This window comes from Streptomyces sp. NPDC057543, from assembly GCF_042801895.1.
Lineage (GTDB): Bacteria > Actinomycetota > Actinomycetes > Streptomycetales > Streptomycetaceae > Streptomyces.
In genome coordinates this window covers 1-13,164 of the sequence record NZ_JBHVFF010000253.1, presented here as the reverse complement: position 1 = coordinate 13,164, position 13,164 = coordinate 1, and the positions used below count along the sequence as shown (strand labels likewise).

The following is a 13,164-nucleotide window of genomic DNA, read 5'->3' as shown; positions in this document are numbered from 1 at the left end:
GGACGCGGCCGGCTGGCAGCGCACCCCCGCACCGACCCACGAAAGGACTACCCGATGACCGGTTGGACCGGCCCCGGCAGCGACGGTACGACGACCGGCTGCCTGGCCATGTTCCCCGGACAGGGCTCGCAGCGGCCCGGCATGGCCAGGCACCTTCTCGACACCTATCCCTCGGCCCGGCGGCTGTTCGCCCGGGCCGACGAGATCCTGGGTCTGCCGCTGTCGCAGATCTGCGTGACCGGCAGTGCCGGGGAACTCGGCCGCACCGAGATCACCCAGCCCGCGATCGCCACCACCAGCCTCGCCGTATGGGAACTGCTGCGGTCCGCCGGCTACCGGCCGGCGGCGACCGCGGGCCACAGCCTGGGCGAGTACCCGGCGCTGGTGGCCGCCGGGGTGCTGTCCCTGGAGTCGGCCCTGGAGCTGGTGCGGCTGCGCGGCCGGCTGATGGGCGACGTGGCCCGCGAGGTGCCCGGCGCGATGGCGGCCGTGCTGGGTCTGCCCGCGGAGGAGGTGCTGGCCGCCTGCGGCAGCGCCGAGGGCCTCGGCCTGGTCCAGGTCGCGAACTACAACGAGCCGCTGCAGACGGTCATCTCGGGGCACGCGTACGCCGTCGAGGTGGCCGGTAGGACGGCGCTGGACGCCGGTGCCGACCAGGTCGTGCCGCTGGACGTGGGGGCGCCCTTCCACTGCTCGCTGATGTCGGCGGTGGAGGAGGAGTTCACCGAGGCGCTCGCCGCCCACCCGTTCGCCGATCCCGTGCTGCCCGTGATCAGTTCGGTCACCGGCACCTACCTCGGCTCGGGCGAGGAGGCCAGGGAACTGCTGCGGCGTCAGCTCACCGGACCCGTCCGCTGGGTCGAGGTGCTGCGCACGGCCGCCCGGCACCCGGTGGGCGCGTACACCGAGATCGGGCCCGGCCGGGTGCTCAGCGGGCTCGCCCGCCGCACCCTCGGGGAGGCCCGCACCCGCTCCACCGGAGACCCTCGTCGGCTCACGGCGCTGCACGGCGAACTGGCACCGGAGAAGCGGCAGGGGCCGGTGGCGTCCTGACGCCGCGCGAACCGCCGACCGCACCGCCCCGGTTCGTCCATCTCCAGCAATTCTACGAAGGGTAAAGGACACATGTCGTACGACGGTAAAGACTTCGGCACCATCGTCCAGGAGGCGGTCGCCGACGCGCTCGGCATCGATATCGAGGAGGCCGTGCCCGAGGCCACGCTGCTGGGCGATCTGGACGCCGAGTCCATCGACCTGCTCGACGTCCTGTTCCGCATCGAGAAGGCGGCGGACGTGAAGATCAAGGTCTCGGACATCGCCGAGCTGCTCCAGGGCGGGATACCCGACGAGGAGTTCGCCGACGCGGACGACATCATCAACGAGGTCGGGCTGGCCCAGCTGAAGAAGTCGCTGCCGCAGATCGACGTGCAGGAGCTGGCCGGCAAGCTCACGGCGGACGAGGTGCTGTCGCTGTTCACCGTGCAGAACCTGACGGATCTGGTGACCGAGCGTGCCGCCCTCGCCGCCGCCGCCGCGTGAGCGGGGCGCGGGGCGGTCACCGGACGGCCCCGCCCCGCCGCCGCTGCGGGTGCGGACCGGCATGGATCTGGCCGAGGTGTCCCGGGTCGAGGAGCTGATGACCTCGCAACCCGAGCTCCGGGAGCGGGTGTTCACCGCTCGCGAGCTGGCCTACTGCTATCGGCGCAAGCGGTCCGGTGAGCACCTCGCCGGCCGCTGGGCCGCCAAGGAGGCCGTGCTGAAGAGCCTCGGGACCGGCATGGGCCCGCGCATGGAGTGGACGGACATCGAGGTCGTCAACGACCGCGCCGGACGTCCCCGGGTGCGGCTGTACGGCGAGGTCGAGACGGTCGCCCGGTCCCTCGGCATGCACTCCATCGACCTCTCCTTGAGCCACAGCGGAGGTCTCGCCGTCGCACACGCCGTCATGGTGTGCCAGCCCACGGCGCCGCACACCGCACCAGCCCACACCACGCACACGGCAGAAGGAGACGAACGGCATGAGGCCTGACGAGACGGAGGCGCCGCGATGAGTCGCAGGGTGGTCATCACCGGTGTGGGCGCCGTCACGCCGCTGGGCAACGACGCGCCGAGCACGTGGCAGGGACTGGCCGAAGGGCGCAGCGGAGTCGGCCGGTTGAGCACGATCGACACCACCGGCTTCGAGGTGACGATCGCCGGCGAGGTCAAGGGCTTCCGGCTCGACGACGCCGTGCCCGGCTCGGTCGGCCTGCGCCATCTGCTGCGGCCGGGCACCTTCGGCGTGGGCGCGGCCTGGGAGGCGTTGCGCGACGCGGGGGTGGACAAGGAGACGTACGACGGCGCGGACATGGGCGTGGCCATGGGCGCGTGCGTGGACCGGCCGGACCTGCAGTGGCTGGTGGACGTCGGGGCGCTGCGCGACAGGACCGGCCGGGACGACGCGTTCTCCACGTACGCGCCCTCGGACGCCCTGGCCTACAGCCAGAACATCGCCTCCGCGGCGATGGCCCGGATGCTGGACGCGACCGGCCCGATGCTGGGTGTGTCCACCGCCTGCTCGGCCTCCGGGCACGCCGTCGGGGAGGCCTTTCGCACCCTGCAGGAGGGCGACGCCACGCTCATGCTCGCGGGTGGCTACGACTCGCTGACGACCTGGCTCGACGTGCTGTGCTTCGGCCTGCTGGGGGCGCTGACGAAGGAGTACAACGACGATCCGCGGCGGGCCAGCCGCCCCTTCGACGACAAGCGCTCCGGGTTCGTCCTCGGGGAGGGCGGCGTCGTCCTCGTACTGGAGGAGCTGGAGGCGGCCCGGGCCCGCGGGGCGCGCATTCTCGCCGAGGTCCTGGGCTACGGCACCAGCCTGAATGCCTGGCGGATGACCGACTCGCCGCCGGACGGCAGCGGCGCCATCGAGTCCATCGAGGCGTCGATCGCGGACGCCGGCCTCGAACCGGGCGACATCGACTACGTCGTGGCGCACGGCACCAGCACCCCGGGCAACGACCTGTCGGAGACCACGGCGATCAAGAAGGTGTTCGGCGACGCCGCCGAGCGGCTGCTGATCAGCTCGCCGAAGTCGATGACCGGTCATCTCACCGCGGCGTCCGCGGCGCTGAGCCTGTTCACCGCGATCGGGGCGATCAACCACGGGCTGGTGCCGCCGACCATCAACCAGGAGACGCCCGACCGTCGGCTCGGCCTCGACTTCGTCCCGAACGCGGCGCGCGAGCGGGATGTACGGCACGCCCTCGTCAACGCGTTCGCCTTCGGTGGCACCAACGTCGGGCTGGTCGTGGGGCGCTACGAGGAGAAGCGATGACGACTCGACAGCGACACGGAGGAGCGCCGATGAGCGGCAGCGGACGTCAGGTCGTCGTCAGTGGCATCGGCCTGCTGACCGCGCTGGGCGAGGGCCCCGAGGCCAACTGGAAGGCGCTGGTGGCCGGCGAGTGCGGGATCGGCCCGATCCGGGCGTACGACCCGGCGCCGCTGCAGACCCGGCTCGGCGGCGAGATCGCCGAGTTCGACGCCACCCGGTTCGCCACCAGGCGCCAGCTGCGCACCGTCAACCGCGGTGACCGCCTCGCGCTGGCCGCCGCCCGGCTCGCGCTCGACGACGCGGGCCTGCCGCACAAGCAGGCCGGCGGCGACGAGCTCGGCCACCGGGCGGGCCTGTATCTCGGCGGCAACAAGTCGCTGGGCCGCATGGAGCAGCTGATCGAGGAACTGAAGGTGATCCGCCGCCCGGACGGCACGGCCGACATGGCGCACCTCGCCCGGCACGGCGACGTCATCATGCCGCCGCTGTTCTTCGTCGAGGGGCTGCCGGCCGGTGCGGTGTTCAACATCTCGCAGACGTACGGCATCAGGGGCTCCAGCACCTTCTTCGCGGGCTATGCGGACGCCGGGGCCACCGCGATCGGCCGGGCCATGCGCGCGGTGCGCCGCGGGGACGCGGACGTGGCGATCGCGGGCGGCTACGACGACGCCACCAGCTGGTGGTCGATGACGTTGCTGGACCGGCTCGGCATCCTGACCACCAGCAACGACCGCGGGCAGGAGGCGTACCGGCCCTACGACCGGGACCGCAGCGGCGGGCTCCCCGGCGAGGGCGCCGCGCTGCTGGTGCTGGAGGAGAAGCAGGCGGCGTTGCGGCGTGGTGCTCGTATCTACGCCGAGCTGACCGGCTACGGCGCCGGCCATGACGCCCGTACGCCGCCGGCGGCGGACCCCGAGGGCCGTGGCCTGGCCCGGGCGGTGCGGCGCTCGCTCGAGGACGCCCGGCTGGCCGCCGGCGACCTCGGCTACATCGCCTCGGACGGCTCCGGGACCCGCCTCGGGGACGCGGGCGAGGCCATCGCCCTGCGGGCCGCGCTGGGTCCGGCCGCCTCGTCGGTGCCGGTCAGCACGCCCAAGCCGCAGACCGGCCATCTCGTCGGCGGCGGCGGTGCTCTGAACGCCGCCGTGTCCGCGCTGGCGCTGCATCACGGGGTCGTGCCCCCGACCCTCAACCTCGACAATCCCGACCCGGTGTGCGCTCTGGACCACGTCCGCGGCGGCGCCCGGGAGACCAGGCCGTCCCATGCGATGGCGCTGGCCCGGGGCATCGAGGGACAGGCCGTGGCCCTGACCTTGTCCAGGCCCGTGTGAGCGGCCGAGCAGCCCAGTCCATAGAAGGAAGCAGACGCATGACTGACGTTCCTGACCAGACCGTCGGCGTCGTGATCGCCGCAGTGGGTGCGATCACCCCGCACGGCGGTTCGGCCGAGGCCCTGTGGGACGGGGTGCGCGCCGGGCGGGTGGCGATCTCGCCCGTGCGCCGCCTGTCCATGGACCACTACCAGACCACCTTGGGCGGCGAGATCACCGAGCCCTGCTCGCCCGGGTACGACTACGCTCCGGACTCCGACACCTGTGATTTCTCGATCGATTTCGCGCTGGCCGCCGCCGAGGAGGCCATGGCCGGCTCGGGCCTGCGGGTCGGCACGGACATCCCGGCCGAGCGCTGGGGGGTCGCGTACGGCACCTGCCACGGCGGCTGGCGCAGCGCCGAACTCGCCCTGCGCGAGGTGCAAGAGGGTGGCACGCCGGACTGGCACCGCTACACGTTCGTGCCGCCGCAGGCCGGCGCGGAGGCGCTGTCGGCCGCCTTCGGCCTCAAGGGTCCGGTGCTCAGTGCCAACACGGCCTGCGCCGCCAGCGCCCACGCGCTCGCCCATGCCCTGGACGTGATCCGGGCGGGCGCGGCCGACGCGATGCTCGTCGGCGGCAGCGATGCCTTCACCGAGTCGGCGTTCGCCGGGTTCAGCAGCCTGTGGTCGCTCTCTCCGCAGCCCGCGGCCCCCTATTCCAAGGACCGGTCGGGTCTGACCCTGGGCGAGGGCAGCGGGATGCTCCTGCTGCTGTCGCGGCAGGCGGCCGAGCGCACCGGCGCCCCGGTCGTCGCCGAGGTGCTCGGTTATGGTCTGTCCGCCGACGGCCACCACCCGACGGCACCGCACCCCGAGGGCGAGGGTGCGGCCCGGGCGATCCGCTCGGCCCTGACCGCTTCGGGGCTTGTCCCCGACGACATCCGGTACGTCAACGGGCACGGCACGGGTACGGAGAAGAACGACTCGGCGGAGAGCAACGCCGTGCGTGCCGCGCTGGGCGAAGCCGCCGAGAAGATCTCGCTGTCCAGCACCAAGTCGATGATCGGCCATCTGCTCGGCGCGGCCGGCGCGGTGGAGGGGATCGTCACGGTGCTGGCCCTGCGCGACCAAGTGGCGCCGCCCACCGCGTCCTTCACCGGGCTGGACCCGCAGTGCGGTCTCGACCCGGTGGCGGGGACGGGCCGCCCGATGGTGCTGGACACCGCGCTGTCCAACAACTTCGGGTTCGCCGGCGCCAACGCCACCATCGCCTTCGCCCGCCCCGGCGGCCCCGGTGCGCCGGCTTCGGCCGTCGGCCCGGACGACGTCGTGGTGACCGGGTTCGGCGTGATCACCTCGGCCGGCGAGGGGGCCGAGGCGCTCTGGGACGCGTACGCGGCAGGGCGCCGGCAGGGTGCGCCGGAGAACGGACTGCGTGTGGCCCGGGTCGAGTTCGACCGCTCGGCGGCCGGTACCCCCAGGGAGCGCCGGCGCATGGACAAGGTCTCCCAGCTCGCCATCGCCTCGTGCCGGGCCGCGCTGGGCGCCGCGGGGGCGGACGGCGATGCGGATGCCGTCGCCGCGACCGGTGTGGTGCTCGGCACCGCGATCGGGCCGATGGAGAGCAGCGAGCGATTCACTGTCCCGGTGCTGTCCAAGGGCGTGCAGGAAGCGAACCCGGCCGTGTTCACGAACACCGTGTACAACGGCGCGGCCGGCCATGTCGCCATGGCCCTGGGGACCAAAGGGCCGACGTCGACGCTGACATCGGGGCATGCGGCGGGTGCCGCCGCCCTGGGTGTCGCGTACGACATGCTGCGTGCCGGGCGTGCCGAGCGCCTGCTGGTGCCGGCGGTGGAGGCGGTCTCACCGGCCACGCTGGCCGCGTATCGCAGCATCCCGCTGTTCGGTTCGGCGGCCGGGCGCCGGTACACGCTCGCCGAGGCCGGCATCGCGCTGGTGCTGGAGCGCCGGGCGAGTGCCGAGCGGCGCGGCGCCCCGATCCACGCCGTGGTCCTGGGACACGCGACCGCGTCGGACGCATGCGGCATCGGCCGCTGGGATCCGTCCGGCGACGGCGTGGAGCGGGCGATGCGCAAGGCGTTGCGCAACGCCGGGCTCAGGCCGGACCACGTAGCGGCGGTCTGGGCGAGCGCGGCGGGTCTGGCCGCCGCCGACCGTCCCGAACAGGCCGCTGTGGAGCGGGTGTTCGACACGGGCCGGGTGCGGATCGAGGCTCCGAAGCGGGTGCTCGGCGAGCCGGTCGGCGCGGGTGCCCACCTGTCGGCGGTCCTCGCCGTCGGCGGCTGGCGCGAGGGCGGGGACCGCCGCCCGGTTCTGGTGAACAGCTCGTCCCTCGGCGGCACCCATACCTCGCTCGTCCTGTCCCCCGTCCCCCTCCCTGTAACGGAGTCCGGCCGATGACCACCGCGTACGACGTGAAGATCCTCTCCACCGGGGCCTACGTGCCCGGCGAGCCGCTGGACAACGCCATGCTGGAGAAGTTTGTCGGGCCGCTGCCGGACGATGTCCTCGAAGGCATCCAGGTCAAGACCCGGTACTGGATGATCGACCCGGCCACGGGCGAGCACCGGATCAACAACAGCCGGATGGCCGAGCGTGCCTCCCGGCAGGCCCTGGAACGGGCCGGTGTGGAGCCCGACGAGCTCGACCTGATCGTGGTGTGCACGGCGACGCCGGAGTACACACTGCCCAACGTCGCCACCACCCTGCAGCACTACCTGGGCCTGGAGAGCGTTGCCGCGATCGAGATCCGCGGGGCCTGCGCGGGCTGGGTGCAGGCGCTGGACCTGGCCCGGCGGCAGCTGGCCGACGGGACGGCGCGCACCGCCCTCGTCGTGGGCAGCGAGGCCGGATCGCCGGTGCTGGCGCCGCACTTCCTGGGCAAGGACCCGGCGCGCGTGCGGATGCGGGACCGGCTGACGCTGTACACGTTCGGTGACGGTGCGGGGGCCGTGGTGATGCGGGCCGAGCCCGCGGGCGAATCGGCGGACGAGTTCGCCTTCGTCAACGCGTGCGTGGGTGGCCTGCGCAAGCCAGGCATGGAGATCATCGGGGGCGGTACGGACGTGCCACAGGCGGAGCAGCTGCGCCGACGCCAGTTGATCCAGATGAAGATCGACGTGCCCGGCACCTCCACGTTCGGGCCGCAGGTGTTCGTCCGTGCGATCCAGGAGATGGCTCAGAAGGACGGCCGGACGCTCGGGGAGTTCGACGCGATCGTGCTGCCGGAGGGCAACGCCGACTATTTCGCCGACGAGTTCGAGTCCGCCGGACTGTCCACCGAGGACATCCAGGCGCTCAACGGGCGGATCGTGGAGAACCTGGCCGATGTGGGGGCCACCGGTTCGGCCGCGGTGCCGCTGTCGCTGGACGCGGGCTGGACCTCGGGGCGCATCCGGCCCGGCGACCGGATCGTGCTGCTCGGCATCGAGGCCAGCCGGTACGTCTACACCGGCCTGTCGGTGACCTGGCAGGCACCGCTCCCGGCCTGAACAGCTGTCATCCCTGCCATCTCAAGTCATCTCAGTCATGAGGCGCAACTCCAGGAGGATTCACGTGGCAATCAAGCACCGCAAGTTGGGGACACCCGGACTGGACGTCCCGGCCCAGGGCCTCGGCTGCATGGGCATGACGTTCGGGTACGGCGACGCGGACGCGACCGAGGCACGGGCCACCATCGACCGGGCGCTGGAGCTCGGTGTCACCCTGCTGGACACCGCCGACATGTACGGCCCGTACACCAATGAGGAGCTGATCGGCCGCGCCGTCGCCGGGCGCCGCGACGAGGTGGTACTCGCCTCCAAGGTGGGCAACGAGATCGGCCCCGACGGCCGGCTGACGTGGCGGATCAACGGCCGCCCCGAGTACATCCGCCGGTCGATCGAGGGCACTCTGCGCCGCCTGGGCACCGACCACCTCGATCTCTACTACCTGCACCGGGTCGACCCCGACGTCCCCGTGGAGGAGAGCTTCGGCGCGCTCGCCGAACTCGTCGAGGCCGGGCTCGTGCGGCACCTGGGGATCTCCGAGGCAGCGCCGGCGACCATTCGGCGCGCTCACGCAGTGCATCCGCTGACCGCCGTACAGACCGAGTACTCGCTGTTCACCCGGGACGTCGAGGTCAACGGCGTGCTGGAGACCGTGCGCGAGCTGGGCATCGGTTTCGTGGCCTACAGCCCGCTCGGCCGCGGATTTCTGACCGGCACGATCCGCGACACCTCCGACATTCCTGAGGGCCTCGACTTCCGGCGCATCGCTCCCCGTTTCAAGGACGAGAACATCCGCCGGAACCTGCCCGTCGTCGACCAGCTCAGCGATCTCGCCGCCGCGGCCGACACCACCGTCGTCCGACTCGCGCTCGCCTGGGTGCTCTCCCGCGGCGAGGACGTCGTCGCCATTCCCGGCACCAAGCGGCGCACTTACCTCGAGGAGAACGTCTCCGCGGCCGACGTCGAGCTCTCCGGCGACGTCCTGGCAGCGATCGACGCCATCGCCCCGTACGGCGTCACCGCCGGCAACCGTTATCCGGACGAGGAGATGGCTTCGCTGAGCCGCTGAGCCCCCGTCCTCAAACCATCCGCCCCGAACCCCCGGGAGAAAAGACATGTCTGCCCAGACGCCTCGTCCCATACGCCGCGTTCTCATCGCCGGCGGCGGGATCGGTGGCATCGCCACCGCACTGGCCCTGCAGCAGCAGGGCATCGACTCCGTCGTCTTCGAACGCGCGCCCGCGCTGCGTGACGGCGGCGCCGGACTGCACATCTGGACCAACGGCATGCTCGCCCTGGCCCATCTCGGGGTTGCCGACCAGGTCGCCAAGATCGCCCCCGCTCAGTCGGAGTGCCACTTCGCGACCTCGACCGGCCGGCCCATCGGCATGTACCCGGTGGGCCAGTTCGTCGAGCGCTACGGGCAGCCCACGGTCGCCATCGGCCGCTCCGACCTGCACGGCATCCTGCGTGACGCCGTGACCGCGCCCGTCGTCACCGACGCCGAGGTCACCGGGTACACCGAGCATCCCGACGGGGTGAGCCTCCACTTCGCCGACGGTACCTCCGAGGAAGGCGACCTGCTGGTCGGCGCCGACGGCGTCCGCTCCGCCGTTCGCGCCCAGTTGCTCGGCCCCCAGCCTCCCGACTACACCGGCTACATCGCCTGGCGCGGCCACGCCAAGATGAGTCCCGAGGAGTTCCCGCCCGGCACCTTCCGGGCCCTGTTCGGTCCGGGGACCCGCTTCACGTACTACGACATCGCCCCCGGCGTCGTGCACTGGATGAGTGTCGCCGACGGCCCCGCCGGCGGCCGCGACAAGGGAACGCCCGAGCAGACCCTGGACATGCTGCGCTCCCGGCACGCCGGCTGGACCGACCCGGTACAGCAGATCCTCGACGCCACCACGCCGGAGAGCATCCTGCGTGGCGATGTCATGGACCGCAAGCCCGACTCCGTCTGGGGACGGGGCCGGGTCACCCTGCTCGGCGACGCCGCGCACGCCATGAGCTTCAACATCGGGCAGGGCGCCTGCCAGGCCATCGAGGACGGCCTCGTGCTGGCCGGGCACCTCGCCTCACCCGGTGCCACCGTCACCCAGGCCCTGCGCGCCTACGAGGCCGAGCGGCAGGAGCGCACCCGGCCGATGCAGTTGCTGGCGCACCGCATCGGCGTGATGGGTTCCCTGCAGAACCCGGCCGCCGTCTGGCTGCGCGACCGGGTGATGGGACTCGTCTGGAACCGCACCTTCCACTCCACGGAACGCGATCACGTCGCCTACGGCACGCGGTGGAACTCCGGCGCCACCGCCACCGCGGTGTGAGCCGCGTTCGTACCCGCTCACGATGAGAGGACTGCTGTTGTGACCACTGCGGCCACCACCAACCCGGCGCGGACAGTGTGGGAAAGCGCCGAGGAACGGAACAAGGCGACCATCCGGCGCGTCTTCGCCGAGTTCGTCAACCAGGGCGACTCCTCGATCGTGGACGAGCTCTACCGGCCGGACATCGTCGACCACGCGGGCCTGCCCGGCGCGCCCGAGGGCGCCGAGGGCGTGAAATACACCATCGCCGGGCTGCGTGAGGCGTTCCCCGACTTCCACGTCACCATCGAGGACATCAGCGCACACGACGATCTGGTCGTCATCCACAACACCTGGCGCGGCACCCATCGGGGCGAACTGCTCGGCATGGCGCCCACCGGCCGTTCGTTCCTTTCTGTCGGCATCGTCATCTGGCGGTTCGACGAGGAGGGCAGGATCGCTGAACGCTGGGAGCACGGCGTGGCGTCCAATATGTTCGCCGCGCTCGGCATGCGGATGCTGGCGCCTCGCAAGGGCGGCCGGCGCACCGTGGAGGGTGCCCGGTCCGTGACCCGGACCGTGCCGCTGAAGCCCGGCAAACCCCTGGCCTGGCAACGGCTCACCGCCGAGTTGCAGGGGCCGCGCCGGCGCGAGTACGAGGCTTCCCGGCGAAGGCTGGGCATCACCAGCGAGGTGCTGCGCATCGACCCGCGGCCCGACCAGGACCACGTGATCGTGCACTTCGAGACCGCGGACCCGGAGCGGACCAGGAAGCGCTGGGCAGGGTCGAAACACCCCTTCGACCAGTGGCTGCGCGAGCAGATCCTCGACATCCACGGCGAGGATCCCTGGGGCTGCCCCGCCACCTCCTACGAGTCGGCCGGTCTCGCCTGGACGGCGCCGCCGCAACTCACCCCGAACCGACCCGACGGATCCCGCTGACCGGCGCGCTGTCTGCCGACCCGTCCGCTTTCCAGACCCGGTCGGCGGACCGGGGGCCTCCCCCGGCCCCCCGGAGGCATCCTGCTCACCGCATGGGCGCCGGCCGTCGGCCGGGAGGGCCCGCCCGCAGGGGCGTCCGGACCGACGGGCCCACGCCGTAATTCCCCCGGCGGCGCGGGCCCGTCCCCTTTCCCGCTCTTCTTCTGTCGTTCTCGTGCCGCTCTCTCCGTGAAGGTCCTGTTCCGCGCGATCACACGGCCGGCGGGAGTCGTACGGGTCCGACTCAGCGCCGGCTGAACCGGTTCAATCCTTCAACAACTCTTGAGTGAGCCACGACCGCGTGACTGTACAAGGAGGGTGCTACTCCCCGCTCGAGGAGAAGCACCCGATGACAGGCGTGCACGTCCCGCCGAGTCACACCGTTCGCTCGACAGCGTCGGCCTCGCCCCCCTCGCAGGACCGGATCGCTGCCGGACCTCACCCGAGAATGGAAGTCCCATGGCCACTGACCAAGTACTGTCCGGCTCCGCGCCGGCCGGAAAAAGCAGTCTGGGTGCCACTGAGGCCGCCGAGCCGAAGCGTGCCCAGATCTCCCGGCTGCCGTCCCTGACCGGCCTGCGGTTCCTCGCCGCGCTGGCCGTGTTCGCATCCCACGCCTTCCTGCCGATACCGCCGCTGCGGCTGCTGGCCGACGACCGTACCGAGTTCCGGCTGTACGGCTGGTTCGGCCAGGCCGGCGGGCTCGGTGTGTCGTTCTTCTTCGTGCTCAGCGGATTCGTACTGGCCTGGTCGGCACGGGACAACGACACCACGACGGGGTTCTGGCGGCGCAGGTTCGTCAAAATCTACCCGGCCTACGTGGTCGCCTGGGTGCTCGCCATGGTGCTGTTCGCCGGTGACTACACCTCCACACGGATCGCCGTCGCCAACCTCTTCATGGTCCAGGTGTGGGTGCCCGACTACTTCACCAACTTCAGTGTGGATCCGCCGAGTTGGTCGCTGGGCGTGGAGGCGTTCTTCTACTTGAGCTTCCCGCTGCTGCTGGCCGTCTTCCGGCGCATCGACCCCCGTCACCTGAAGTACTGGATCATCGGGGCGATCGCCGCGGTGTGTGCCACCCCGGCGGTGGCGTACGCGGCGTTCCCGAAGACCCCGCTGGTGCCCAGCGGCCAGGACCTCTCCGTCTCCGCGTACTGGTTCAGTCATGTACTGCCCCCGGTCCGCATGGTCGACTTCGCCCTCGGCATCCTGGTCGCCATCGCGGTCAAGCACGGGCGCTGGCGCAACATCGGCATGATCCCGTCGTTCGTGCTGCTGGCCGGCGGGTACTGGCTCACCTACCACGTGCCCTACCTCTACGGGCAGCGCGCCGCGATGATCATCCCGGTCGCGCTGCTGATCGCGGCCGCGGCGACCGCCGACATCGAGGGCCGCTTCACCCTGTTCCGCAACCGCACGATGGTCTGGCTGGGCGAGATCTCCTTCGCCTTCTACCTGCTGCACTACATAGCGCTGTCCTGGCTCCGCAAGCAGCTCGGCACGGAGATGTACTCCAACACGGAGGGCATCGCGATGCTGGTCGGCACGGCCGTCGGCTCGGTGGTGCTGTCCTGGCTGCTCTACCGGCTGGTCGAGGCTCCGCTCGTGCGCAGGTTCAGCCGCTCGCGGCGCGCAGCCCGTGCGGAGGCGGACGCCTGATCATCTGTCAGGCATCAGGGCCGGCACCGGGCCGGCCGGGTATTACGACGGCGGCGCGCCACTCCCGAGGAGTTGCGC

Annotated in this window: 11 protein-coding genes; all 11 read left to right on the top strand. The window is 71.7% G+C overall.

All coding sequences use genetic code 11. From position 1 onward, the window contains the following. The coding region (gene fabD / locus ACFU8Q_RS31715; protein ID WP_384460561.1) for an ACP S-malonyltransferase at window positions 1-1,053 on the top strand (1,053 nt) is incomplete at its 5' end. A gap of 72 nt (window positions 1,054-1,125) precedes the next feature. Next, window positions 1,126-1,539 carry an acyl carrier protein gene (locus ACFU8Q_RS31710; RefSeq protein WP_384460558.1) on the top strand — a complete coding sequence of 138 codons (414 nt, stop codon included), beginning with the start codon at window positions 1,126-1,128 and terminating at the stop codon, window positions 1,537-1,539. Further along, the gene (acpS, locus tag ACFU8Q_RS31705; protein ID WP_384460555.1) at window positions 1,511-2,029 is read left to right on the top strand and encodes a holo-ACP synthase; all 519 of its coding nucleotides are present in this window, start codon (window positions 1,511-1,513) and stop codon (window positions 2,027-2,029) included. Before ACFU8Q_RS31710 ends, acpS begins: the two co-directional genes overlap by 29 nt. An 18-nt stretch (window positions 2,030-2,047) precedes the next feature. Continuing rightward, a complete protein-coding gene (locus ACFU8Q_RS31700) occupies window positions 2,048-3,319 on the top strand; it encodes a beta-ketoacyl-[acyl-carrier-protein] synthase family protein (RefSeq protein WP_384460552.1) in 1,272 nt (423 codons plus the stop codon). A 29-nt stretch (window positions 3,320-3,348) separates the two neighbouring features. Continuing rightward, the gene (locus ACFU8Q_RS31695) at window positions 3,349-4,650 is read left to right on the top strand and encodes a beta-ketoacyl-[acyl-carrier-protein] synthase family protein (RefSeq protein WP_384460549.1); all 1,302 of its coding nucleotides are present in this window, start codon (window positions 3,349-3,351) and stop codon (window positions 4,648-4,650) included. A 38-nt stretch (window positions 4,651-4,688) separates the two neighbouring features. Beyond that, window positions 4,689-7,055 carry a beta-ketoacyl synthase N-terminal-like domain-containing protein gene (locus tag ACFU8Q_RS31690; RefSeq protein ID WP_384460546.1) on the top strand — a complete coding sequence of 789 codons (2,367 nt, stop codon included), beginning with the start codon at window positions 4,689-4,691 and terminating at the stop codon, window positions 7,053-7,055. Next, window positions 7,052-8,146 (top strand): 3-oxoacyl-ACP synthase III family protein, encoded by a 1,095-nt coding sequence (locus tag ACFU8Q_RS31685; protein WP_384460544.1) that lies wholly within the window; start codon window positions 7,052-7,054, stop codon window positions 8,144-8,146. Before ACFU8Q_RS31690 ends, ACFU8Q_RS31685 begins: the two co-directional genes overlap by 4 nt. Before the next feature lie 70 nt (window positions 8,147-8,216). Then, complete coding sequence (locus ACFU8Q_RS31680; protein ID WP_384460564.1) at window positions 8,217-9,212, top strand: aldo/keto reductase; 996 nt, start codon at window positions 8,217-8,219, stop codon at window positions 9,210-9,212. Between the two features lie 46 nt (window positions 9,213-9,258). Next, the gene (locus ACFU8Q_RS31675) at window positions 9,259-10,467 is read left to right on the top strand and encodes an FAD-dependent oxidoreductase (RefSeq protein ID WP_384460541.1); all 1,209 of its coding nucleotides are present in this window, start codon (window positions 9,259-9,261) and stop codon (window positions 10,465-10,467) included. A 39-nt stretch (window positions 10,468-10,506) separates the two neighbouring features. Then, window positions 10,507-11,388, top strand: a complete 882-nt coding sequence (locus ACFU8Q_RS31670) for an ester cyclase (RefSeq protein ID WP_384460538.1) — start codon at window positions 10,507-10,509, stop codon at window positions 11,386-11,388. A 498-nt stretch (window positions 11,389-11,886) separates the two neighbouring features. Then, window positions 11,887-13,086: an acyltransferase family protein gene (locus tag ACFU8Q_RS31665; RefSeq protein WP_384460535.1), complete on the top strand. Its 1,200-nt coding sequence runs from the start codon at window positions 11,887-11,889 to the stop codon at window positions 13,084-13,086. Window positions 13,087-13,164: the final 78 nt, after the last annotated feature.

What these genes read in the sequence shown, in the direction of transcription:
- ACFU8Q_RS31710 (WP_384460558.1), top strand. Translation starts at nt 1,126, where the DNA reads ATGTCGTACGACGGTAAAGACTTCGGCACCATCGTCCAGGAGGCGGTC.
- ACFU8Q_RS31700 (WP_384460552.1), top strand. Translation starts at nt 2,048, where the DNA reads ATGAGTCGCAGGGTGGTCATCACCGGTGTGGGCGCCGTCACGCCGCTG.
- ACFU8Q_RS31695 (WP_384460549.1), top strand. Translation starts at nt 3,349, where the DNA reads ATGAGCGGCAGCGGACGTCAGGTCGTCGTCAGTGGCATCGGCCTGCTG.
- ACFU8Q_RS31690 (WP_384460546.1), top strand. Translation starts at nt 4,689, where the DNA reads ATGACTGACGTTCCTGACCAGACCGTCGGCGTCGTGATCGCCGCAGTG.
- ACFU8Q_RS31685 (WP_384460544.1), top strand. Translation starts at nt 7,052, where the DNA reads ATGACCACCGCGTACGACGTGAAGATCCTCTCCACCGGGGCCTACGTG.
- ACFU8Q_RS31675 (WP_384460541.1), top strand. Translation starts at nt 9,259, where the DNA reads ATGTCTGCCCAGACGCCTCGTCCCATACGCCGCGTTCTCATCGCCGGC.
- ACFU8Q_RS31665 (WP_384460535.1), top strand. Translation starts at nt 11,887, where the DNA reads ATGGCCACTGACCAAGTACTGTCCGGCTCCGCGCCGGCCGGAAAAAGC.